Source organism: Actinomyces sp., assembly GCF_030524025.1.
In the GTDB taxonomy this organism is placed as follows: domain Bacteria; phylum Actinomycetota; class Actinomycetes; order Actinomycetales; family Actinomycetaceae; genus Actinomyces.
In genome coordinates, this window is the sequence record NZ_JAUNHI010000014.1 from 1 (window position 1) to 23470 (window position 23470).

14 protein-coding genes and 1 tRNA gene are annotated in these 23470 nt (G+C 71.6%); 6 read left to right on the forward strand and 9 right to left on the reverse strand.

Annotation, left to right across the window (positions count from 1 at the left end; all coding sequences use genetic code 11):
* The 6 genes from Q4C85_RS06850 to Q4C85_RS06875 form a co-directional block, all read right to left on the reverse strand.
* The coding region (locus Q4C85_RS06850; RefSeq protein WP_303140818.1) for a DUF5979 domain-containing protein at nt 1-2181 on the reverse strand (2181 nt) is incomplete at its 3' end.
* Between the two features lie 270 nt (nt 2182-2451).
* A complete protein-coding gene (gene mfd / locus Q4C85_RS06855) occupies nt 2452-6177 on the reverse strand; it encodes a transcription-repair coupling factor (protein ID WP_303140820.1) in 3726 nt (1241 codons plus the stop codon).
* Between the two features lie 196 nt (nt 6178-6373).
* On the reverse strand, nt 6374-9640 hold the full coding sequence (locus Q4C85_RS06860; RefSeq protein WP_303140822.1) for a DUF5979 domain-containing protein: 3267 nt from the start codon (nt 9638-9640) through the stop codon (nt 6374-6376).
* Nucleotides 9641-10001: 361 nt separating this feature from the next.
* Entirely contained in the window at nt 10002-10985 is a 984-nt protein-coding gene (locus Q4C85_RS06865) for a ribose-phosphate diphosphokinase (RefSeq protein WP_303140823.1), read from the reverse strand.
* Nucleotides 10986-11043: 58 nt separating this feature from the next.
* Complete coding sequence (locus tag Q4C85_RS06870) at nt 11044-12051, reverse strand: bifunctional N-acetylglucosamine-1-phosphate uridyltransferase/glucosamine-1-phosphate acetyltransferase (RefSeq protein WP_303140824.1); 1008 nt, start codon at nt 12049-12051, stop codon at nt 11044-11046.
* A gap of 93 nt (nt 12052-12144) precedes the next feature.
* A tRNA-Gln gene (locus tag Q4C85_RS06875) sits at nt 12145-12216 on the reverse strand.
* A gap of 135 nt (nt 12217-12351) precedes the next feature.
* On the opposite strand from Q4C85_RS06875, the gene Q4C85_RS06880 reads away from it, so the two are divergent.
* From Q4C85_RS06880 to Q4C85_RS06900, 5 genes are all read left to right on the forward strand, one after another.
* A complete protein-coding gene (locus Q4C85_RS06880) occupies nt 12352-12981 on the forward strand; it encodes a TetR/AcrR family transcriptional regulator (protein ID WP_303140881.1) in 630 nt (209 codons plus the stop codon).
* 92 nt (nt 12982-13073) lie between these two features.
* Nucleotides 13074-14525 (forward strand): glycerophosphodiester phosphodiesterase family protein, encoded by a 1452-nt coding sequence (locus tag Q4C85_RS06885; protein WP_303140825.1) that lies wholly within the window; start codon nt 13074-13076, stop codon nt 14523-14525.
* A gap of 91 nt (nt 14526-14616) precedes the next feature.
* Nucleotides 14617-15111, forward strand: coding sequence for a hypothetical protein (locus Q4C85_RS06890; RefSeq protein ID WP_303140826.1), 495 nt, complete (start codon nt 14617-14619; stop codon nt 15109-15111).
* 17 nt (nt 15112-15128) lie between these two features.
* Nucleotides 15129-15875 carry a YveK family protein gene (locus Q4C85_RS06895; protein ID WP_303140828.1) on the forward strand — a complete coding sequence of 249 codons (747 nt, stop codon included), beginning with the start codon at nt 15129-15131 and terminating at the stop codon, nt 15873-15875.
* On the forward strand, nt 15872-17146 hold the full coding sequence (locus Q4C85_RS06900; protein WP_303140829.1) for a hypothetical protein: 1275 nt from the start codon (nt 15872-15874) through the stop codon (nt 17144-17146). Before Q4C85_RS06895 ends, Q4C85_RS06900 begins: the two co-directional genes overlap by 4 nt.
* Nucleotides 17147-17309: 163 nt before the next feature.
* Here the strand turns inward: Q4C85_RS06900 and Q4C85_RS06905 are convergent, their stop codons facing one another.
* Nucleotides 17310-18266, reverse strand: coding sequence for a glycosyltransferase family 2 protein (locus tag Q4C85_RS06905; RefSeq protein ID WP_303140831.1), 957 nt, complete (start codon nt 18264-18266; stop codon nt 17310-17312).
* Entirely contained in the window at nt 18263-19240 is a 978-nt protein-coding gene (locus tag Q4C85_RS06910; RefSeq protein WP_303140832.1) for a glycosyltransferase family 2 protein, read from the reverse strand. Before Q4C85_RS06910 ends, Q4C85_RS06905 begins: the two co-directional genes overlap by 4 nt.
* A gap of 111 nt (nt 19241-19351) precedes the next feature.
* Between Q4C85_RS06910 and Q4C85_RS06915 the strand changes: the two genes are divergently transcribed.
* A complete protein-coding gene (locus Q4C85_RS06915) occupies nt 19352-20389 on the forward strand; it encodes a glycosyltransferase family 2 protein (protein WP_303140833.1) in 1038 nt (345 codons plus the stop codon).
* Between the two features lie 101 nt (nt 20390-20490).
* Here Q4C85_RS06915 and Q4C85_RS06920 read toward each other — a convergent pair whose 3' ends face one another.
* Nucleotides 20491-23394: a LamG domain-containing protein gene (locus Q4C85_RS06920; RefSeq protein WP_303140834.1), complete on the reverse strand. Its 2904-nt coding sequence runs from the start codon at nt 23392-23394 to the stop codon at nt 20491-20493.
* Nucleotides 23395-23470: the final 76 nt, after the last annotated feature.

Below are 23470 nucleotides of genomic sequence, written 5' to 3' on the forward strand. Positions count from 1 at the left end.
CGGCGGCGTCGGGGCGGGCTCAGCCGTCGGCGTCGGGGCGGGCTCAGCGGTGTAGGTGTTGGTCACGACCACCGGGGTGGTGGTGTCCTTGACCACCGTGACCTGCGAACCAGTCTGGCCATCAACACTGATCGAGGTCTCCACCTCATAACCAGCACGCTCCGCGCTCGAGGCCGGCTCACTGACCGAGCACACCGAACCCACCGGCAGCACCGGCCCATCAACCGACCCACCACCAGCAACCAGCAGGTCACCAGACACCGCAGACCCACCAGGAACCGTGCACTCATAATGCACCGAGAACTCATCAGCCCCGAAAGACCCGTCCCCAGCAACAGTCTTCGACACCGAGAACGACCCCGTCTGCCGCGTATACGTGTTCGTCACGGCGGCCACCGTCTGTACCTCGGCCTTGGGCCGGAGCTGGACGGTCACCGGGTCGGGCGTGGTCAGGTCGTAGCCCTCCACGGCTGTACCGCTGGTGTTCTCCGTGACCGTGCAGGTGGCGCCCGCCAGAAGGGGCAGGCTAGGCGTCGCGGCGACGGGGGTGCCGTCGGCAGGCACGTTGTTGATGACACCGGTGACCGACCCGCAGGTGTAGGTGAAGGAGTAGGTGGGAGCCGCGACCCCGGCCTCGAGGCCCGTCACCGTCTTGGACACCGCCAGCACGGCCGGGTCAGTGCTCACGGGGTTGGTCAGCGAGACCGCCTGGGAAGTGCCGTCACCGATGGTGAAGGTGTTCCGCACCTGGGTGCCGACCTTGAACACGGGGGTGCCCCAGGTGTAGGCGTCGGGGAACTCGACGGAGGCGGTCTTCGGGTCCTCGCTCAGGGAGATGACCGTGCCCTGTGGGAAGGCGCCCGGGTACACCGAGATCTTGCCGGAGACGACCTTGAAGGTGACCGTGCCGGTCAGGCCGTCGGCATTGAGCGTGCCCGGAGGGGTCCACCTCGGGTAGTTCGACACCGTCTGGGGCAGGGTGTAGGAGACGACGACGTCGAAGGTGGTGCCCGAGGGCACGTGGTCCAGGCCGGTGCCCTCGATGTACTTGCTCACTTCGAAGCCCCCGAAGCCCGGGTCGAGAGCCGCCGAGACCTTCGAGGTGTCGTTGTAGTAGCGCTCACCGTTGGCGGTCAGGCTCGTGCCGTTGATGGTCACCGAGTTGCGGTACACGACGCCCTCCTGGGCGCTTCCGGCGTTGACCGTGTTCGGCGAGGTCAGGGAGTAGTTGGTCTTCGGCTGGAAGATGCCGGTGAGCGTCATCGTCGCCACGGTGAGGTCCTCATTGAATGTGACCGTGTAGGCGAAGTCCTCGCCCGGTGAGTTGTAGACCCGGCCCGCAGCGTTGACGAGGCTCACACGGGTCGTCGAGGTCGCCGAGGAGACGTGCGACAGGACCCAGCTCGCAGGGTTCGTGATGAAGGTCTGGCCCGGACCAATCGTGTCGGTGAAGGTGAGGGTCGAGACCGTCACGCCGTCGGCGACGAAACCGGGGACCGTCGCGGCGAGGTTCTCCGTGCCGAAGCTGATCGACCAGGGGATCTGCTTCGAGGCCGAGGACAGGGGGGTCGAGGCCTTGGCGAAGTTGGCGGGGCGGTAGGTCGGCAGGGGGGCCGCGCGGACCCCGCCCGTGCCGGGCAGGTCGACCTCGACGGCGCCGCCGTTGACCGTCATCGTCGTGTTCTCGGCGGTCGTCACCGCGGTGGCGAAGAGCAGGGTCTCACCGGTGCCGCGGAAGTGGGTGAGCCCCTCGGCGCGCAGCCGCTCCACCTCGGAGTTCATCGTGCAGGTGATCGCGGGCTTGGTGATCTGGCAGGTCCCGATCGTCACCTGCGCCCCGGCGTGAACGACGGTCATCGGGATCGTCTTGACCTCCCGGGCCTCGAAGTTGGAGCCCAGCTCGATGGTGAAGGAGTCACCGTCGGCCAGGGTCGTGTTCGTGGCGTCCCAGGTGAAGGAGATCTTGGCGACGTCGCCCACCGCGATGTAGCCGTTGGTGGTCTGGCCGTTGGCATCCGACTTCAACAGGCCGGCGATCGTGATGGCGATACCCGTGTTCGTCGCCGCGACACCCGGGGCAATCACGCCCACGGCGGCCACGAGGACCGCCAGAAGGGCCACGGCGATCGTCCGGGGAGTCCTCCGGCGCCGTGGGTTGACTGAGGAAGGAAGGATGCGCATAACGCTCCGATCCGACGACGTCCGGCACGATCCGGACTGGCAGGCAAGGAACGTCTCCCACACTAAGACGACGCTCGATGAACGGTCATACTCAGCCATTGGGGCCTGGGCCACCGCGGCGCGAGTTCCACATGATTCCAACGGTGCAGCCGGACCGCGTAATTGTTTCGCAATCTATGCGGACTCACCCGGGAGATCACGCAGACTTGAAAGTGAATATGTCAGCGATATTCAAGAAAGTCGAATGCCAGCGTTATTTGCAGATAGGCGTCAGGCTCGGCGGCGATAGGTCGTCGCCTCGGTCTCGTACTCGGTCTGCCCGCCGACACCGGCGCGCAGGAAGACCTCGGCCCACCGCAGGAGATCGGTTCCCTCGACCGGACCGCCGCCCAGCCGTGCCCGGCCGGGGGCAGGGACGACCACCGTCCGCGTCGCGGGCTTGATGATGGTGCCCGGATAGAGGCGGGTCAGGCGCATCCGACCCGACTCCGGCAGGCTCACCGGAGCGAAACGGACCGATTTTCCCTGCGCGACGATCTCACGCACGCCCAGACCGGCCGCGAGCGCCCGCAGGCGCGCCAGCGCGGCCAGGCGGGTGACGGGGTTGGGCACCGGCCCGTAGCGGTCGACGAGCTCATCGAGGACGTCCTCGACCTCGGCGTCGGAGCGTGCGGCGGCGAACTTCGTGTAGGCCTCGAGGCGGAGGCGCTCGTGGGGCACGTAGTCCTCGGGGATGGTGGCGTCCACGGGGAGCTCGACGCGCAGGTCCGCGTCGACCTCGGGCTCCTGCCCGGCCTGCGGCGCGCCGTCGGCGACCTTGAGGGCCTTCTTGTAGGCGGCGACGGCCTCGGAGACCATGCGGACGTACAGGTCGAAGCCGACCCCGGCGATGTGCCCGGACTGCTCGCCGCCGAGCAGATTGCCGGCGCCTCGGATCTCAAGGTCCTTCATGGCCACCTGCATGCCGGCCCCCAGGTCGGTGTTCGTGGCGATGGTGCGCAGGCGCTCGAGGGCCGTCTCGGTCAACGGCCTGTCCGCCGGGTAGAGGAAGTAGGCGTAGGCGCGCTCCCGCCCGCGGCCCACGCGTCCGCGCAGCTGGTGGAGCTGGGACAGGCCCATCCGGTCGGCGCGGTCGACGATGAGGGTGTTGGCGTTGGTCACGTCCAGACCGGTCTCGACGATGGTCGTGCACACGAGGACGTCGATCTCCTTGCGCCAGAAGGCGTCGATGACCGACTCCAGCCGCGACTCGCCCATCTGGCCGTGGGCGGTGGCGACCTTGGCCTCAGGGACGAGCTCGGTGAGGCGTGCGGCCACGGCGTCGATGTCCTCGACCCGGTTGTGGACGTAGAAGACCTGTCCGTCGCGCAGCAGCTCTCGGCGGATGGCCGCCCCGACCTGCTTGGTCTCGTAGGCCCCGACGTAGGTGAGGATGGGGTGGCGGTCCTCGGGCGGTGTGGCCAGGGTCGACATCTCCCGCAGCCCGGTGACCGCCATCTCGAGGGTGCGCGGGATGGGCGTGGCCGACATCGCCAGGACGTCGACATCGGTGCGCAGGGCGGTCAGGGTCTCCTTGTGCTCGACCCCGAAACGCTGCTCCTCGTCGATGACGACCAGGCCCAGGTCCTTGAAACGCACCTGTCCGGTCAAGAGGCGGTGGGTGCCCACGACGACGTCGACGGTCCCGTCGGCCAGCCCCTGGAGGACCTCGGCGGACTCGGCCTGCGTCTGGAAGCGGGAGAGCTGGGCCACTCGCACGGGGAAGCCCGCGTAGCGCTCGGCGAAGGTCTCGGCGTGCTGGGCCACGAGCAGCGTCGTGGGCACGAGCACGGCGACCTGCTTGCCGTCCTGGACCGCTTTGAAGGCGGCGCGCACGGCGATCTCGGTCTTGCCGTAGCCCACGTCGCCGCAGATGAGGCGGTCCATGGGCTGTGCCTTCTCCATGTCGGCCTTGACGTCGTCGATGGTGGCCAGCTGGTCGGGGGTCTCGGTGTAGGGGAAGGCCTCCTCGAGCTCGGCCTGCCAGGGAGTGTCGGGGCCGAAGGCGTGGCCGACGGTGGCGGCGCGCGCGGCGTAGAGGCGCACGAGCTCGCCGGCGATCTCCCGCACGGCCGTGCGCGCCTTGGACTTCGTGCGTTGCCAGTCGGCCCCGCCCATCCGGTTGAGGGCGGGGGCGTCGCCGCCGACGTACTTGCTCACCTGGTCGAGGGAGTCGGTGGGCACGAGGAGGCGGTCGCCCGGCTGTCCGCGCCGGGAGGGGGCGTACTCGATGACGAGATACTCCCTGCTCGCCGCGGACTTGGAGGAGCCGACCGAGCGGCGCAGGAGCTCGACGAAGCGCCCCACCCCGTGCTGGGCGTGGACGACGAGGTCCCCGGCCCGCAGCGACAGGGGGTCCACGCTCTTGCGGGAGCGGCGTGCCGGGAGCACCTTGTCCCCGCGCGGGCCGGCGGGGGCCCGGCCGGTCAGGTCGGACTCGGCGATCAGGGCCAGGTGCAGGGCCTGCGACACGAAGCCGTGCCCGGCGCTGGCCTGGGTGACGCGGACGACGCCGTCTCCCTGCCCGCCCCGGCCCGCCCACCCCAGGTCCTCGGGCTCGTCGAGCCCGCTGACGATGCGGGCGGCCACGCCAGCGTCGGCGAGCAGCTGGGCCATGCGGCGTCCGGGACCGGGACCGTCGGTGGCCACGACGACGCTCCACCCCTCGCGGGCCATGCGACCCAGGTCGGTGACGGCCTGCTCGATGCGGCCGCGGTAGCTGGGAGGGTCGGCCAGGGCCAGCTCGAGGGCCTCGGGGGAGGCGGCCAGTGAGGTGAGCGACCACCAGCCCCTTCCGGTGGACAGGGCCAGGGCGCGGGCCTCGGCGAGGTGCGCGAAGGCGGCCGCCGACAGGTCGACGGGAACCGTCCCGCCGGAGGCGGCCGAGGTCCAGGCAGCGGCGAGGAACTCGGCGGTCGTGGCCACGAGGTCCTCGGCGCGCCGGCGCACCCGCTCGGGCTCGAGGGCGACGACGAGCCGGTCTCCGACGAGGTCGAGCAGGGGGACCATGGAGGGCACGAGGACGGGGGCGAGGGACTCCATGCCTTCCACGGGGATGCCCTCGGCGATCTTGTCGAGCATGTCGGCCGCGCCGGGGATGGAGCCGCTCAGGGCTCGGGCGCGCTCGCGCACGGCCGGGGTCAGGACGATCTCCCGGCAGGCGGTGGCGGTGACCGCATCGAGCTCGTCGATGGTGCGCTGGTCGGCCACGGCGAAGGAGGAGACGGACTCGATGTCCTCGCCGAAGAAGTCGACGCGGACGGGGCGCGGCTCGGTGGGCGGGAAGACGTCGAGGATGCCGCCGCGCACGGCGTACTGTCCGCGGCTCTCGACCATGTCGACCCGGGTGTAGGCCGCGTCGCCCAGGCGGCGGGCGATCTCCTCCAGACCCGGGGACGCCCCGGGTGCCAGGCGAACGGGCTCGAGCTCGCCCAGGCCCTCGATGACGGGGGCGAGGAGGGCCCGCACGGGGACGATGAGGACGCGCACCGGCCCGCGCCGGGGGTCGGCGGGGCGACCGGGGGTGGGCTCGCCGTCCTCGGGGTGGGCCAGACGGCGCAGGACGGCCAGGCGGCGGGCGACGGTGTCGGCCCGTGGCGACAGGCGCTCGTGCGGCAGCGTCTCCCAGGCGGGGAAGACGGCGATCTCCGCCGGGGGCAGGTAGCAGCCAAGGGCGGCCGCGAGGTCCTCGGCCTCACGGCCGGTGGCGGTGACGACGAGCAGGGGCGAGCCGGTGGACGGTGCCGGTGGTTGTCCCCCCTCCGGAGCCGGCACGGGGCGTCCGACGGCGGCGGACACGCCGGCCGGGCCCAGGGCCATAGCCGCCAGGACGGCGGGCCTGGCCCCAGGGGCGACGACTGCGCTGCGCTCGGAGCGGGCGCTCGAGGCCGAGGCCTCCACAAGGTCGGAGGTGATCGGGTCGTCCAGCAGTGGTGGCAGCAGGGCGGTCAGTCGCACGGCGCCGAGTGTAGGCCGCGCCGAGGCCGCGGGCTCCACGGGGCGGCCGGACCGGCGACCTCGATGATCGAGTCCACGCGGGGCGGCGCTCACGCCCGTATGGCGCGCTAAGCCAGACGGGCGGCCCTTCCTTCCCGATGGGAACGAGGGACCGCCCGCTGCGGCGGGGAGGCGCAGACCTGGGGCCCGTCCCGTCTCAGGCCCGGCGACGACGCAGGAGCATCGCGCCGCCGACGAGCCCCGTCACCGCCAGGATCACCGGGACGGCGATCGAGGCACCCGTGCGAGCCAGGGACGTGGCCGTACCCGGCTCAGAGCTCGGCGTCCCGGTGGGCTGGGCGCTCGGGTCCTGCGAGGGGGAGACCGACGGCGTGGGCGTCGGGTCGGGCGTGTAGGTGTTGGTGAAGGCGGCGGTCACAACCTCGTCCTGTCTGGTGATGGTCACCGTCTGGGGCTCGGGGGCCACGAGGCTGTGGCCCTCGATGTCGGCCGAGGCGGCGTCCTCGGTGATCGTGCACTCGGTGCCGGTGGGCACCGTCGGGCCTAAGACCGCGGTGCCGTCAGCCTTGACCGCCAGCTCACCCGTGCTGCCGTCGGTACAGGTGTAGGCGAAGGTGAACTCCTTGCCCTCGACGGCCTGCGCCGAGGCGCCCGAGACCGCCTTGGTCACCGCGAAGGAACCGGTGTGACGGGTGTAGGTGTTGGTGAAGGAGGCGGTGACCACCTGGGAGGAGTCGGTCACGGTGACCGTCTGCTCCTCGGAGATGAGGACGTCGTACTGGTCGACGCCCGCCGAGGTGGCGCGCTCGCTGATCGTGCAGCTCGCACCGACCGGAAGGTCGGCCGGGCCGGCGGCCGCGGTCCCGTCGCCGGGGACCTCGACAGAGCCGGTGCGCTCCCCCTCCACGCTCGTGCACGCGTAGTCGAAGGTGAAGGACTTCTCCGCGATGGTCTGGGCGTCGTCGCCGGCGACGGTCTTGACGATCTCGAAGCCGCCGCGCTCCAGGGTGTAGGTGTTGACGGCTGCAACCTCGATCCCGGAGCCGTCGGTGACCTCCACGGTGGCGCTGTCGCCCTGGACGGCGGTGCCGTCCACGCTCAGCGTCGTCTCCAGGCCGGCGCCGGTCACGGCTGCGGTCTTCTCGGTCACCGTGCACGAGCCCACGGGCAGGTCGGTCACCGAGGCCGAGGAGCCGGCGGGAACCGTCAGGGTGCCGGTGATCTCCGGACCGGCGGCCGCGGTCGTGCAGGTGTAATCGAAGGTGAACTCCGCCGGGGCCAGGGCAGCGCCGTCGCCGGCGACCGTCTTGGACACCGTGAAGCCTCCGGTGAGCAGCGTGTAGTCGTTGGTGACCGTGACCGCGGGGGTCGAGTCCTTGACGACCGTCACCGTGGGCGAGGAGTAGCTCGTCGCGACGGCGAAGCCGCTGCGGGCGGCCGAGGCGGCGTCCTCGGTCAGGGTGCAGGTCGTGCCGGTCGGCAGGACCGGGCCGTTGACGGGCTGGCCGTTCATCGCCACCTCGAGCGAACCGCTCGTGGCCTCGGGGTCGTCGCAGGTGTAGTCCACGGTCACGGCGTCGGCCTCGGAGGGGTTGTAGTCACCGGTGACGGCCTTGGCCACCGAGAAGGAGCCCTCGTCCTTGGAGTAGGTGTTGGTGAAGGCGGCGGTCGCCGGGGCGCTCGCCGAGGAGATGGTCACCGTCTGGGCCCAGGGGGCGGTCAGCGTGTAGCCATCGATGGCCGCACCGGCCTCGTCCTCGGTGACCGTGCACTGGATGCCCAGCGCGAAGGAGGCGCCCGCGGCCACCGCCGCACCATCACCCTTGGCCGTCACGACACCCGACTGGCCGTCGGTGCACGTGTAGGAGAAGGAGTAGTCCTTGTCCCCCGCGCCCTCGGCCCCCGTAGCCGTCTTGACGACCTCGAAGGTGCCCAGGGCCGTGGCCGTGTTCGTCAGCGACACCGCCGTCGAGACCTGGTCGGCGATCGTCAGCGTCGAGGTCGCGGTGTTGCCCACGGCGAAGACCGGCTCGCCCCACGTGTAGGAACCGGAGGTCGAGGCGGTGGCGGTGTCCTCACTCAGCGTGATGACCGTGCCCTTGGGGAAGGTGCCCGGGTAGGTGTTCGCCGTGCCGATGGCGACCTTCATCGTCGTCGAGCCCGAGGTGCCGTCGGCGTTGAGAGTGCCCGGCACGCTCCAGCCCTCGGCCTCGTAGACGCTGGCCGCGGCAGGCAGGGTGTAGTCGACCTTGACGTCGAAGGTCGTACCGTCGGCGACCTCGGCCAGGCCCGAGCCCTCGAGGTACTTCGTCACACCGAAGCCGCCGTAGCCGGCCGCCATCTTGACGGTGATCGACACCGAGTCGATGTAGCTGCGGGTGTTGGTGGCCACCGCGTCAGAGCCGGCGACCGTGGCGGTGTTCGCGTACTTGACGCCCACGAGGGCCTTGCCGGACTCGGAGGTGAAGGTGACCGGGTAGTAGATCTTGTAGTTCGTGTCCTTGGCGAAGGGGCCGGTCACGGTGATGGCCGCGACCTGACCGTCGATGGACACCGACATGTCGAAGTCGCCGTAGGCGGTGCTCGTGTCCTCACCGGTGGCGGCGGTGACCGGGACGCCGGTCAGGCCCGGCTCGGCCGCGGAGTTGCGCACCATGAACCGCCACCTGCTCAGGTCGGTGTTGAAGGCCTGTCCGGCACCCAGGGTGTCGGTGAAGGTGAGGGTCTGGCGCGTCGAGCCATCCAGGGCCAGGGCCTGGTCGGAGTCCTTGAGCAGGCCCTGCATGTAGGCCGATCCGAAGTTGATCTCCCAGACCGCGCTGGTCGACTGGGAGTTGATGAGGGAGGCGCCCTTCGAGAAGCGCCCCGGAGAGTAGGTGGTGGCCGCCCGGGCGCGGATGCCTCCGTCACCGGGCAGGTCCACCGCGATCGTCTGGGAGGCGTTGAGCGTGAAGTCGACGGTCTCGGCGGTGGTCGTGCCGGTCACCTTGAGCAGCGCGCTGCCGGTGCCGCTAAAACCGCCGAAGCCGGCGCGCTTGAGCTCATCGACCTTGTCGTTGAAGGTGCAGGTCAGCTCCTTCTGCGTCAGCTGGCAGATGCCGATGGTCACCTGCTGGCCGTTGTAGGACACGCTCATGTCGGTCGTCTTGGGGTACTCCAGGTTGTTGAAGTAGGTGCCCAGGTTGATGACGAAGGAGTCTCCCGCGGCGATATCGGCCTGCGAGGCGTCCCAGTCGAAGGTCAGCTTGGCGACGTCGTCGTCGGTCAAGGCACCGCCCTGGACGGCGCCGACGACGTCGGACTTGACCAGGACGAGGTTGGAGACCGTGATCCGGGAGTTGACGGCCGCCTGAGCCTGGACCGGCACGACGAGGCCGAGCACGAGGGCCAAGAGGCCGAGACAGACGATCGTCAGCGTCGTGCGCCCTGACGATGCGTCCCTGCGGGGAGCAAGGGTGAGCATGGAGATGTCCTTATCCGGGGAACTGCAGTTCAGGGCCTCCGCTAACAACACGGGGAGCGTACAGCCCATCGCAATCCGGTTCTCAGCACTGAAAACCCGGTTTCTTGAAATTCCGCGGATCCCACCCCATATTCGTGACGCAACTGTGACGGCGAACTGCCTGTGACGGGGCCCCGGTCACGAAAACCGGCCGAGCGCGCAGCGGTGCCCCGGACGTGCGCGGGCACGCACAGCAGCGGGGCCCCACCCGAAGGTGGGGCCCCGCTGCGGGGTCCGTGGTGCGCCGCGAGGCACGACCTCAGCGCGGCAGGTGCTCAGCGTGCCGGGCGGGCCGCGCGGCGCTCAGCGCACCGGAGAGGGCTCAGACGTCCTGGGCCTCGAACAGGGAGGTGACCGACCCGTCGTCGAAGACCGCGGTGATCGCCCTGGCCAGGAGCGGGGCGATGGGCAGGATCGTCAGCTGCTTGAAGCGCTTGGCCTCGGGGATGGGCAGCGTGTCGGTGACGACGACCTCCCGCGCCCCGCAGGAGGACAGCCGGTCGACGGCGGGGCCGGTGAGCACGCCGTGCGTGGCCGCCACGATGACGTCCTTGGCGCCCGAGCCCAGCAGGACCGCGACCGCCTTGGCGATCGTGCCGCCGGTGTCGATCATGTCGTCGACCAGGACGCAGGAGCGGCCCTCGACGTCACCGACGACCCGGTTGGCCACCGACTCGTTGGGGCGGCTGACGTCACGGGTCTTGTGGACGAAGGCCAGGGGCGTGCCGCCCAGGGCGTTGGCCCAGCGCTCGGCCACGCGGATGCGTCCGGCGTCGGGCGACACGACCGTCGTGCTCCCCACGTCGACCCGCCCGCGGATGTAGTCGACGAGCACCGGCTGGGCCCACAGGTGGTCCCACGGCCCGTCGAAGAAACCCTGCTCCTGGGAGGTGTGGAGGTCCACACTCATGAGCCGGTTGGCGCCCGCCGTCTTGTACAGGTCGGCCACGAGCCGGGCGCTGATCGGCTCACGACCCAGGTGCTTCTTGTCCTGACGGGCATAGGGGAAGAAGGGGGCGACGGCGGTGATCCGCTTGGCCGAGGCCCGCTTGAGGGCGTCGACCATGATGAGCTGCTCCATGAGCCAGTCGTTGACCCGGTCCCCGTGGGACTGCATGACGAAGACGTCGCAGCCGCGCACCGACTCGTTGAAACGGACGTAGGTCTCACCATTGGAGAAGTCGTAGGCGGTCGAGGACAGGACCTCGGTGCCCAACTCGGCGGCGACGTCCTGGGCCAGCCGCGGGTGCGCTCGCCCCGAGACGATGACCAGACGCTTCTCGCCCCTGGTGATGATGCCGGTCATGACGTGGTTCCCCTCCCGCCGCAGGTGCGGCTGTCATCGGTGCGGGCGACAGGAGTGGTCACCCGCGTCGGCGTCCCGCGACCGGGACGTCGTCGTCGAGCCGGTCGAATGGCGCCACGACGGCGCCGGCCGGGATGTCGACGTCGGTCAAGATGGCGTAGGCGCCCACCCGGGCGCCCTGGCCGATGCGCGTGCGCCCGCGCACGAGAACCCCCTGCTCGAGGACGACGTCCTGAGCCAGCTCGGCGGTGACGTCGACCCACACCGAGGAGGGGTCGACCACGCCCACGCCGCGCTCCATCCAGGCCGCCAGCGTCCGGCGGTTGAGCTCGGCTCCCAGGCAGGCCAGCTGGGCGCGGTCGTTGCAGCCCTCGACGAGCCAGTGATCGGTGACGACCAGGGCGCTCGTCGACAGCCCGGCGCTGTGGGCACGCTCGACCACGTCGGTGAGGTAGACCTCGCCCTGGTCGTTGTCGCTGCCCAGGGTCGCCAGCGCCTGGCGCAGGTGGGTGGCGTCGAAGACATAGACCCCGGCGTTGATCTCCGTGATCTGCCGCTGCTCGGGTGTGGCGTCGCGCTGCTCGACCACGGCCCGCACGGCGCCGTCGGGCTCCCGCAGGACCCGGCCGTAGCCGGTGGGGTCGGCCAGCACGGTGGTCAGCAGCGTCACTGCGTCGCCCCGCCCGGTGTGCTGGGCGACCAGCGCCTCCAGGGTTGCCGTATCGAGCAGCGGCACGTCCCCCGAGGTGACGACGACGGGGCCGGCGAGCTCCTCGGGCAGGGCCGCCAGGGCGCAGGCCACGGCGCGCCCGGTGCCGGGGATCTCGTCCTGATCGACCGCCACGGCACGGGGGGCGTGGGCGGTCAGGTGGGCGACGACGGCCTCACGCTCGTGGCGCACGACGACGACGAGATGCTCGGGGTCCAGCCCCTGTGCGGCGCCCACGGCGTGGCACAGGAGGCTGCGGCCCCCGATCTCGTGCAGGACCTTGGGCGTCGCCGAGCGCATGCGGGTGCCCTTGCCTGCGGCCATGACGATGACGGCGGCGGGGGAGGTGGGGGCCACGGATCCTCTTCTCGCTGGTTCTCTCGCGCCCTGGCTGCCGGGCGTTCGGGACGGGGTCATCTTACCGAGACCGGGCACGGGCGCACCCCGACGCTCCGCCCCCAGGGTTCGAACCCGGGCCTCAAGGCTCCAAAGGCCTGCGTGCTGCCACTACACCAGGGCGGACCGCCGCCCGAGATGCCGGGCGGCGCGGCCCCAGTGTCTCATGAGCCACGGGTGCCCCGGCCGGTGACCACGGCGATGGAGCGGGCTCCCTGCATAATGTCAGGAAGGGGAGGGATGATGAGTGCGATGAAGACGATGCCGGCCAAGGCGGGCAAACGCACCCGAATGAGTGCGGGCGAGCGTCGGGAACAGCTCATCGACGTCGCCCGGGGCCTGTTCGCCCTCAAGGGCTTCGACGCCACGAGCATTGAGGAGATCGCCGCCCGGGCCACGGTGTCCAAACCGGTGGTCTACGAGCACTTCGGCGGCAAGGAGGGCCTGTACGCCGTCATCGTCGACCGCGAGCTGACCACGATCGCCTCGACGATCACCGGGGCGCTGGGATCCTCGTCGTCCTCATCGGTCATCGTCCAGCGCGCCGCCCTCGGCCTGCTCACCTATATCGAGGACTCCCCCGACGGCTTCCGGATCCTGTCCTCGGGCTCGGACCGCGCCGCAGGCACCTACTCGACACTGCTGGCCGATGTCGCCATCGAGGTCTCGGGGCTCCTGGCCTCACAGTTCGCCGACCACGACCTCGACCCGCGCACCGCGCCCCTGTACGCCCAGATGCTGGTCGGGATCGTGGCCATGCCCGCCCAGTGGTGGCTGGAGAACCGCACGATGAGCAAGGAGGAAGTGGCCGCCCACATGGTCAATCTCGCATGGAACGGCCTGCGCGCCATCGAGCCCGAGCCCGCCCTGCGTGAGGAGGCTCTCCGTTGACCTGAGAACCGGATTGCCAAAGACTGTTGAACTGGTCATCTCCGGGCCGGTTCAGACCAGATCCCGTGGAACCCTGAAAGGAGACACCTGCCATGATCACCATCAGGCAAGCCGCCTACGCGGAGGCGCGCGCCGGTTCTGGCAGCGCGCTCCGGGTCTCGGCCCAGGCCGGGGACCTCGTCCTGCTCATCACCTGCTCCCAGTTCGGCCACGTCGGCAAGGGCGGCCTGCCCTCCGGCTGGTCACACGCCTACTCCGACGGCTCGGCCAGCCGGTCCCGCTCCGGGCTCGTGGCCTGGACCTGGGTCTCGTCGGCACAGACTGTCAACCTGAGCACGTGGTGGGGCGGCAACCAGAACAACGCCTCCCGGCAGCGGGGCCTCCTGCTGGCCGTCAGCGGCGTGGCCGCCGGCTCCCAGCCCGCGACCTCGGGCTGGACCTCCACCGCTCCGACCACGCCCCCTGCCGGGATCGTCGTCGCCCAGCAGCACGGCACCGCCTTCGCCCCGCTCAACGAGTTCGCGGTCGGCCCCAGCCAGGTCATCCACGCCGGCCAGGCCTCGACGACGGCCTCGTGGTCGACGCTGCGCGCCGTGCTGACCGACGGGGGCTCCCCGCTGACGCAGGGCACGCAGCTGGCCACCACCGCCTGGGTGACGATCGGGCTGACCCCCGCCCATGGCACGGCCGCGAGCGCCGCCCCGGCCGCCGCGTCCACCTCAGCCGCCGCGCCCGTCTCGACCTCCCCCACCAGTGGTCAGGGCCAGACGGTCGGGCTCAAGGTGATCGGCGCCGGGGGGAAGGTGACCTCCGGCACCGAGGTCTCGGTGACCACACCAGTCGACATCGACGTGTCGGGCCTCATGTCGCAGTCCAAGGGCTGGATGGTCGCCCACCGGGGAGGCTCGGACGACTGGCCCGAGATGAGCCTGCGGGCCTACACCGAGTGCGCCGTCCGCGGCGTCGAGGCCCTCGAGTTCAGCTTCTCCCTGACCTCCGACGGCGTCCCGGTGGGGGCGCACAACCGGGACCTCCAGGGCGTGGACCCCAGCGCCCCGGCCACGCCGGTCTCCGAGATGACGTGGGAGCAGGTGCGTCAGCACACGACAGAGGGCGAGCCCATCATCCGGCTGGACGACCTCGTCAACGCCTACGGCCAGAACCACGTCCTGTTCGTCGACCCCAAGTACTCCGCCGCTGCCCACACCACCTACCTGCCGTGGCTGGACCGCGAGCGCACCATCCTCAAGTTCTACGGGGAGGCCACCTGGCTGGCGGACATCTGGCGGGCGGCCGGCTTCCGCACCTGGGGCTACCTCTACGCCCCCGAGATCCAGGACGGGCGCGCTTCTGCGTGGGCCTCCCACTGGGACATGATCGGCGTGCCCTGGGACGCCCCCGAGCAGGTGTGGAGCACGGCCCTGGGCTACGGGCCGCCCGTCCTGGGGCACATCTGCCCCAGCCAGGAGGCGCTGAACACCTGCCTGTCCCGCGGGGCGGTGGGCGCCATGTGCGCCAAGATCGACGGGGTGACCGTCTCATGAACCGTCTCACCACCGCACCGACGACCGCCGTCATCGATCCGACCAGCCGGCGGCGCCCCGCGCCGCGCGCACGGATGCGCAGGAGGTAACCATGCTGAGCAGACGACGCCTCATCACTGTGGCCGCGGGCGGCCTGGGGGTCGCGACCGCCGCCGTTGTGACCAACCACGTGACGAGCCGCATCGAGGCCCAGGCGGTCATCGACGCGCAGTCCACCGCGGCGGCCGAGCCCCAGATCCTCATCGGCCCGGTCGCGGTCATCGACGGCCAGACGGTGGTGCGGGTGGCCGCCCGCGGCGCCGGCACCGAGCTGCTGACGTCGACCGGTGCCTTCACCGAGGAGGGCGGCGCCCTGGTCCCCGCGGGTCTGCGGCTCATGTCCTTGTCCCGGGGGGTGGCGCTGCAGGCCCGGCCCGAGCAGCCCGCCGTCGTGTCGACCTCCTCCGACCAGGACCTCACGGAGGCCTTCGCGGTCTTCGACGGCCTGGACGGTGCCGACGACGTCGAGGTGCTCCTGCCCGGCTTCGGCCTGGTGGAGTCCGTTCCCCTCGTCACCCCCGCGCAGAGCGGCTTCTCAGTGTCCTGACCCGGGGCGCACCACCCATGACGACCGCCGCCGGGGCCCGCGCCCCGCAGGACGACAAGGAGCAGGCCATGGAGCCCGACGAGATCCTCAACGCACTGCGCAGGCACATCCCCCTCGTGCTCGTGCACCTCGTGCTGGGCCTGATCGCCGGGCTGGTCCTGGCCGCCGCGAGCACACCGGTCTACACCTCCCGGGCCAGCGCCCTCGTGGCCGCCGACCCGGGCGACGGCACCCAGTCGGTCACCTCCTCGACCACCGTCATCTCGGCGATCATGCCCACGCTCATCGAGGTGGGCACCTCCGAGACCATCATCGCCGAGGTCGCCGAGTCCACTGGGATGAAGCCGTCACAGATCCGCTCCTCGGTCGAGCTGTCCAACGCTACCAACAGCCTCATCGTCGAGGTGACGGCCCGCGCCTCGAACGCCGAGGACGCCCAGACGATCGCCAAGGCCGAGATCGAGGCCCTGCGCGGGGTGGTCTCCGAGATGTCGGTCAAGGGGCAGGAGGAGGAGCTCGCGCTGACCCTGACCGATGTCGATACCGCCTCCCTGCCCGGCGCCCCGTCGGGGCCCTCGAAGTCCCGCTACGCGCTCATCGGGGCGGCCCTGGGCGCGATGGTCGGCGCCGGCGTCGCCCTTGTCCTGCACCGCAGAACCAGCGCGACCAGAGGCACCCGCGTGGCCCTGCCGCCCAGCAGACGCACCCAGATCCGGCACGTGGCACGCATGGGCCGCCGCTCCGCCCCGCCCCCAAGCACATGACGGCGGCGGCCCCGGCCGTCGGTCCGTCCCGGCCGTCGCCCACCCGCCTGACCTGGGAGGCCGTCGCTGCCGCCGCCATGGCGGCACTGGTCGCCATGCGCACCGAGATCGCCGGGGGGATCGTCGTGGGAGACTGCGCCGCCCTCGTGTTCCTGCCGGTGACCTGGACGGCCATCCGGCGCTCACGAGGCTTCACCTGGCTGCTGCTCAGCGCCGCGCTGGCCGTCGTTGCAGGGTGGGTGCTGTCCCTCGCGGCGATGGGGGAGTTCACCGTGCTGGTCTCGGCGCGGCGCTCGGTGCTGCTGCTGGCCGCCGGGCTGCCCGCCGTCGTGGCGACACTGGTGTGGGCCGGCCGGCGCCTGAGGCTGCGCGGCGCGGTGGCCGCCTTCGGGGTGGGCATGGTCATCGACAACCTGTCCTTGCTGCAGACCTCGCCCAACGCCTGGAAGTTCGGCCTGGGGGTCGCCGTGGCCATCACCGTGACGGCCATGACCCAGGGCCGGGGACGCCTGGTGCAGGCGACGATCGCGGGGGCGCTGGCTGTTTCCTTCCTCCTGGCGGACTCCCGAGCCACCTCCGGATTCATGCTCCTCATCATGGCCCTGCTCATCTGGCAGGCGGTGGCCGCGACGCTGCCGGTGCGCCACTGGTCGCCCGAGCGCCTGCGCTTCAACCAGTCGCTCCTCGTGGCGGGGATGACCGTGGCGGCGCTCGTCGTTGTCATCCTCGCCTCGTTGTCGGGCTACCTCGGCCAGGACGCCCAGGACCGCACCGCCGCTCAGGCCGGCGGTTCGACCAACCCCTTCCTGGCGGCCCGCCCCGAGCTGGGCGCCTCCTGGGCGCTGCTGACCAACCGGCCGTGGGGGTACGGGGCCGGGGTGATGCCCCGCTACGAGGATGTACGGATCGCCATGAACGGGATGAAGGACCTCGGCTACAACCCCGACAACGGCTATGTCCAGCAGTACATGTTCGGCAACGGCTTCGAGCTGCACTCCGGCCTGGTCGACGCGTGGATCGCGCTGTCCGTGCCCGGCGCGGTGCTCATGGCGCTCGGCCTGGTCATGGCGCTGCGCGTGCTGCGTGCCGACCTGGGCACGCTGCGCACGCGCGCCTGGCTGCTCATCGCCGTGCTCGTCACCGTCATGAACGTTCTCGTCGGCCCGCTGACGATCCTGCCCCCCTTCCTGGCCATCGTCATGGCGGCCGCCCTGGGGGACGAGGGTCGGAGGGACGAGGGCGAGCTCGTGAGGTCGACGGTCGGCCGGTGAGGTCGCAGGGTCACGCTGCCCGGCGCCACCGCGTTCGTACCTTATGCGCCCATGTCGCACCGCCGCGCCGCTGCGCGCCACCGCGTTCGTACCATATGTGCCGACGTCGCACGGTCAACGTGCGGTCACGGCACAGAAGGTACGAACCCGGCACGGCTCCTGCCTAGCGCCCGTACTCGGCGTGCACGCCCCGGCCGAGGGCAGCCGCAGCCATCCCCCGCCCCCTGGCCACGAGCCGTGCCCCGCGGGCGCGGTGGGTCATCGAGCCGGTCAGAAGGCCCGCGCACTGGCGGGTGTACCCCGCGGCCACCCGCAACGCTCCGCCGCCCAGGGCCCGCGCCCGCCGCCCCAGGTGGGCGCCGGGGCCGGCCAGGGCGAGATCGACGCGCACGGCAGTGGCCGCGTGGGAGCGCTGGCGGCGCAGGATCCACCCGTGGTCCAGCCGCTCGACGGGCACGTGGTCGCGGACCCTGGCCTCGGCGCACCACACGATCGTGCCCCCGGCCGCCACCAGGCGTCGGGTGAACAGGGTGTCCTCTCCCCCGGTGGCGCCGAAGGCCTCGTCGAAGCGCAGGCCCCGCCCGCGCACGAAGGCAAGGTCGACCAGGAGGTTGTTCGTCGCGGCCACGCCCCGGGCCGTTCCGGTGGGCCAGGTCCGCCGGTCGAAGAAGCCGCCCGCCCGCACCCAGGCGTCGGGCGAGACCTCGTAGTCGGGGACGACGAGCCCGGCCACCGCCTGGGCCCCGAAGCGCTCCCGGGTCTGGAGCAACAGACTCAGCCAGCCGGGCTCGGGCGCCTCGTCATCGTCGATGAAGACCAGCAGCCCGTCTGCCTCGGAGATCCCCGCCTCATCCAGTGCCCGGTTGCGCACCGCGGCCACCCCCGGGGTCGGCTCGGCCACGAGGCGCAGGTGGGCGCCGTGCGGACCGGCCTGCGCCTCGGCCACGACCGGCCCGGCCGAGCCCTGCGGGTCGTTGTCGATGACGAGAACCTCGGCGACCGCCTGCTGTGCCGCCGGCAGGCCGCCGATCTCCGCGCCGACCCCGGCCAGGGCGCGGGCGAGGGCCTCGGGGCGCTTGTAGGTCGGGATGGCCACGGTCAGGGCCCGGGCCCCGGTCATCGCCGGCCTCCGCGGCCCGTGCGCCCGTACTCGCGCACGCGGACGTCGAAGGCGCCGACCACCATCCCCAGGCCTCCGCGGCTGGAGACCTCATGGAGGGCCCGCGCACCAACGTCGCCCCGCGCGCCGGCGGCCACGGCGCGCAGGCCGTCGACGCCCGCCTTGGCCGCCCCTTTGGCGGCGTAGGCCAGGCGCAACGGCAGGCGCGCACCGGGCGCCGTGTCGATCCGCACCCGCGCCCACGACGAGCCCGAGCGGTAAGCGCGCTGGAGCACCCACCGGCGTGTGGCCCGGGAAGGAGGCACCCGCTTGGTGACCACCGCCCGGCCCGCGAAACGGATGACGCCCCCGGCGCGGGTGAGTTGGCGGGTGAACAGCGAGTCCTCGCCACCGGTCAGCCCGTACCGGGGGTCGAAGCGCAGGCCCAGGCGGCGCACGACCGCCAGGTCCAGGAGCAGGTTGCCGGTGTCGGCGCTCGTGACCGCGGCGCCGTCCTGGGCCCGCCAGGAGTCGAAGGCGCCCGAGGCACTCACCCAGGCATCAGGGGCGAGCTCGAAGCGCGGCGGCGTCGGGCCGGTCACGGCCGCGCACCCCCCGTCTCCCCAGGCCTCGACCAGCGCGCCGAGCCACCCGTCCTGGGGTATCTCGTCGTCGTCAATGAAGACGAGCAGGTCCTCCTCGGCACACTCCTCCAGGGCGCGGTTGCGCCCGGCGACGATGCCCGGCTCGGGCTCGTGGACGCCCAGGAGCAGGCCGGGGCCGTCGGCGGGACGGGCCGCCTCGATGGTCTGCGCCGCCCCGGCACCGGGGTCGTTGTCGACCACGAGCACCCGGGCCCGCTCCACCCCGCCACAGGAGCGGGCCTGGTCGATGAGTGTCGGCAACAGCTCGGCCAGGTAGACGTTGCGCCGAAAAGTAAGCACCGCCACAGTCAACCGGGGTAGGGCCCCGGTCCCGTTGTGCGCGTGTTCCACAGGGACTCCTTTCTGGTGACCCGACCGGGCCACGGTCACGACGGTACTATCCCTGGGCCACGTCCTTGCCGTGCGCCACCGCTCCCTGACCACTTCCGGAAGGCTCCGACCATGGCCCCTGCCCCCACCGCAGCATCTGCCGCACACCGCCGGCCCGGCGACCTCGGCCCTGAGGGCGAGGCCGCCCCCCGGACCGAGGTCGAGGCCGCCCTCCTGAGCCGCACCGTCGTCGTCGTCGTCAGCTACGGCTCCGCCGAGCTCCTGGGGCGCAACCTCGCCGCGGTGGGCCGCGCCGCGCCCGAGGCGCTCATCGTGGTCGTCGAGAACGACCCCGAGCCGGATGCAGGGGCGCGGACGGCGGACCTGTGCCGCCGACAGGGGTGGGAGCTCGTGCGGCCCGGGACGAACACCGGCTTCGGCGGGGGGATGAACCGGGGGGTGGCACGCGCCCACGACGAGGGCCGCGACCTGCTCGTCCTGCTCAACCCCGACGCCGTCATCGCCCGGGAGGACCTCCTGCGCCTCGTGGCACGGGCCGACGCCGAGCCGCTGAGCCTCGTGGCCCCGGTGCTGCGCAGCTCCCAGGGCGTGGTCGTGGCCGACCGCGCTGTCGTGTGCCTGGCCGACGGGTCGATGCGCTCGCCGCGGTCCCGGCGCCCCGTGCCCCCAGGCGGCACACGGCCGTGGTTGTCGGGGGCGTGCCTGGCGCTGTCAAGCACCCTGTTCGAGGCAGTCGAGGGCTTCGACGCCCGGTACTTCCTGTACTGGGAGGACGTCGACTTCTCCTGGCGGGTGCTGCGGGCGGGGGGCCGGCTCGTCGCCCTGCCCGATGCCACCGCCGTCCACGACGAGGGGGGCACGCACAATGTGTCCGGCAGCCGGGCCAAGTCCCTCACCTACTACTACTACAACATCCGCAACCGGCTGCTGCTGGCCGCCCTGTGGCTCGAGCCCGCCGAGCAACGCCGGTGGGCCGCCTCCTCGGTGTCCACCGCCCGCGAGGTGGTCCTGCGCGGCGGCCGGCGCCAGCTCCTGGGCTCCTCGGCGCCCGTGCGCACGGCGGCGGCCGCCATCTACGACGGTTTGCGCCTGGCCCGGGCGGCACGACGCGGGACGCTGCCCGGCCCCGAGGTGCCCCTGCCCCGCTGACGCACCGCCGCGCTCGCTGACCGCCCCGCTGAGGCCCTGAGACACGAGGCGGGCGGGCCGCGCCCACCGGCACGGCCCGCCCGCATCATGCGGCGGAGGGATCAGCCCAGGCGCTTGACGGTCACCGAGTCGATGGCGACGTTGACCGTCTCGTCCTGGCCGGCGGAGGCCGACATGTAGGTCGTGAAGCCCACCGACCCCGGGCCGTTGAGGGTGCCCTCGGAGTCGACCGTGTCGATCTGCCAGGCCTCGGGCTCGGCGTCACCGGTCCAGGCGCGGGCCCGCAGGGTCGTCGCCTCCTCTCCGTCGACGACGATCCGCAGGTGGAGCGGGTCGCCGGCCTCGTAGGTACCCTCGAGGCGCGCGGTGCCCAGCACCGTCTCCTTGCCGTCGACGACCTTGGAGACCGTCAGGGTCACGGTGCCGTTGGAGGTCAGGCGGATGCCCGCCTGGTAGGTGCCGGCGCTCGTCTTACGCGCCTGGTAGGACATGTAGGCCCCGTTACCCGTGGGCACCGCGTCGAAGGACATGTCGATAACCGCCTCGGTGGAGGTCGAGGCGAGCACCTGGGAGCTGATCGACGCGGAGGACTTGGCCCCCGTCATGGCGATGCGCCCCTGGGAGTCGGCGGTGGAGAAGCGGGTGTTGCCCCAGCCCACCGTCCACGAGCCGCCGGTGTCCGCACTGCCCCAGCCGCGCGAGGTGGTCCGGGAGAAGTCGTCGGCCAGCAGGGTGCTCTGGTCCTGCTCGTCCGCCTCGGGGGCCTGCGGGTCCGCGGGGTCCTGCCCGGTGCCCAGGGCGTAGTGGGCGCGCACCGCGTCCGCGCCCAGGGCGGTGCCGTAGACGGCGACCTCGTCGATCGAGCCCGTGAAGAAGCCCGAGGAGGGGGCCACGGCGACTCCGGCCACCGAGTCCCCGCCGACGCGCCAGAACCCGTCGAAGGACTGCCCGCGGGTCATCGTGGCGTCGGCGCCGACGAGCTCGCCGTCGACGTAGAGGGCCGAGCCCTCGGTCGGGCTCATCGTGGCCACGACGTGGTGCCAGTTGCCGTCGTTGTAGGACCGAGGGCTCGCGATGGTCGTCACCTCCCCGGGGTAGAGCATGAAGCCCAGGGTCCCGTCGTTGCGCATGTAGACCATCCGGTCCTTGCTCATCGACGAGCCGGTGGTCGAGGAGCCGAAGTTGGCGATGACCCCGCCCGAGCTCGACGTCGTGTTGAACCATGCCTCGATCGAGAACACGCCCGGGGCGGTGCGGGCCGAGGTCGTCGTGCCGAAGCTGACCGAGCGGCGCGAGGGGGAGAAGGCCACGGCCTTGCCCGAGCCGACGGCGCCCTCCTGGCCGCGGCTGTAGGCCTCGCCGTTGAGCGTCAGGTTGGCCCCGCCGACGAGGTCGGCCCCGGCGACGCCCGACTTCTCATCGAGCGGCCAGTAGCTCGTCGCGCCGTCCTGGATGATCCGCAGGCCGTAGGGGCCCAGCTCGTCAGAGCCGTCCCGGTCGGCGGCGGTCACGGTCACCCAGTCCGAGCGGGTCGAGGCCCCCCACGGGTCCTCGACGACGACGCGGTAGCGGTGGGTCGTCCCCGGTTCGACGGTGTCAGTGGCGCTCAGCTGCGGCAGCGCCCAGAAACCCGCCGAGACCGTCTGGGTGGAGATCGGTGTGGTCGCGTCGTCGTCCCGGTAGACCTTGTAGGTCAAGGTCCGGTCGTCGCGGTCCCAGTTGGCCTTGAAGGACAGGCTGACCAGGCCGGGGCTGGGCGACTGCGCGGTCACCTCGTAGGCGCCGCCCTTGTCCATGGGGCCCTGGGCGTTGGGCGCGATGTCCCGGCGGGCGAAACGGACCAGGCCCTGCTGCGCCGTGCCGTTGACCGAGAGGAACTCCCCGCCGTAGACGACGTACTCCGAGTTGCCCTCAACCGTCCAGGTCGCCTGGTCCGAGCCGGTGTAGGTGCCGTTGGTGAACACCGGATAGAAGTTGAGGTTGGTCGTGGCCGGCTGGCCGGCGTGGTTGGTGTACCCCGAGGCCGTGTTCGTCCCGACCGTGCCCGTGGCCGCGTTCGTGTAGGCCACGGCGTTGTAGTACTGCTTGGAGTCCGGCAACCCACCGATGTTGGAGCAGTCGTGCGTGTGGCTCGAGACGTAGACGACGTCGGCGGTGGGGTGGACGTCGAAGGAGTCCCCGTGGCAGTCGGCCAGGTAGTCGAGGTCCCCGGTCTGCCAGTTGGCGCGGAAGATCCCCTCGATGGTCCCGTCGATGCGGGACATGGAGTACCCGGCGCCGTACAGGCCCTGGGCGTCGGCCTCCAGGGACATGATCGAGGCGTAGCTCGTCGCGTTGCGCACCACCGAGGTCAGGTTGTTGGGCCTCAGCTGGCCGTCGGGCTCGAGGATCGCCATGCCGTAGCCGGGGTTGGACTGCGAGCCCACCGAGGTGAAGGCACCGCCGATGGCCACGGCGCTGCCGTCGACCGCCGCGGCGATGGTGCGCACGAAGTAGTTGTCCACCGGCGCCGTGAAGGAGGTCAGCCTCTGAGTGGTCAGGTCGATGGCCGCCACGCGCTGGCGGGCCGAGGAGTTGATCTGGGTGAAGGTGCCCCCGATGTACAGGGTCGTCCCGTCGGCACCCAGCTCGAGCGCCCTGACAGTGGCGTTGGCCGAGGCGCCCACGGGGATCCGCGTGCCGGTGTCGGCGGACACCGAGCCGACCCGCCAGGTGGTCTCCCCGTTGAGCTGGGTGAACTCGCCCCCGAGATAGAGGATCGAGCCGTCCGCCGAGGCGGTGATCGTGTTGACCGCACCATTGGACGTCGGCGCCCAGTCGAGCATCTCACCGGTCGTGATGTCGTAGGCGAGCAGGTTGGCGCGGGGGGTCTCGTTGCTGCCCTTGGGCGAGCCCGCGGGGCGGGCCTGGGTGAAGGAGCCCGCGACGTAGACGGTGTTGCCCACCACCTCCTGGTCCCACACGACACCGTTGATCTGCACGGTCGGCAGGGCGTCGGCGGACACGGTCTGGGGCTCGGGAGCCGAATCGGCGTGAGCGGGGGCGGCTGGGATGAAACCTCCCCCAACGGCTAGGGCAAAA

Excerpts from the sequence above, each read along its gene's own strand:
- Q4C85_RS06860 (WP_303140822.1), bottom strand. The coding sequence starts at position 9,640 with ATGCTCACCCTTGCTCCCCGCAGGGACGCATCGTCAGGGCGCACGACG.
- Q4C85_RS06865 (WP_303140823.1), bottom strand. The coding sequence starts at position 10,985 with ATGACCGGCATCATCACCAGGGGCGAGAAGCGTCTGGTCATCGTCTCG.
- Q4C85_RS06880 (WP_303140881.1), top strand. The coding sequence starts at position 12,352 with ATGCCGGCCAAGGCGGGCAAACGCACCCGAATGAGTGCGGGCGAGCGT.
- Q4C85_RS06885 (WP_303140825.1), top strand. The coding sequence starts at position 13,074 with ATGATCACCATCAGGCAAGCCGCCTACGCGGAGGCGCGCGCCGGTTCT.
- Q4C85_RS06890 (WP_303140826.1), top strand. The coding sequence starts at position 14,617 with ATGCTGAGCAGACGACGCCTCATCACTGTGGCCGCGGGCGGCCTGGGG.
- Q4C85_RS06895 (WP_303140828.1), top strand. The coding sequence starts at position 15,129 with ATGACGACCGCCGCCGGGGCCCGCGCCCCGCAGGACGACAAGGAGCAG.
- Q4C85_RS06900 (WP_303140829.1), top strand. The coding sequence starts at position 15,872 with ATGACGGCGGCGGCCCCGGCCGTCGGTCCGTCCCGGCCGTCGCCCACC.
- Q4C85_RS06905 (WP_303140831.1), bottom strand. The coding sequence starts at position 18,266 with ATGACCGGGGCCCGGGCCCTGACCGTGGCCATCCCGACCTACAAGCGC.
- Q4C85_RS06915 (WP_303140833.1), top strand. The coding sequence starts at position 19,352 with ATGGCCCCTGCCCCCACCGCAGCATCTGCCGCACACCGCCGGCCCGGC.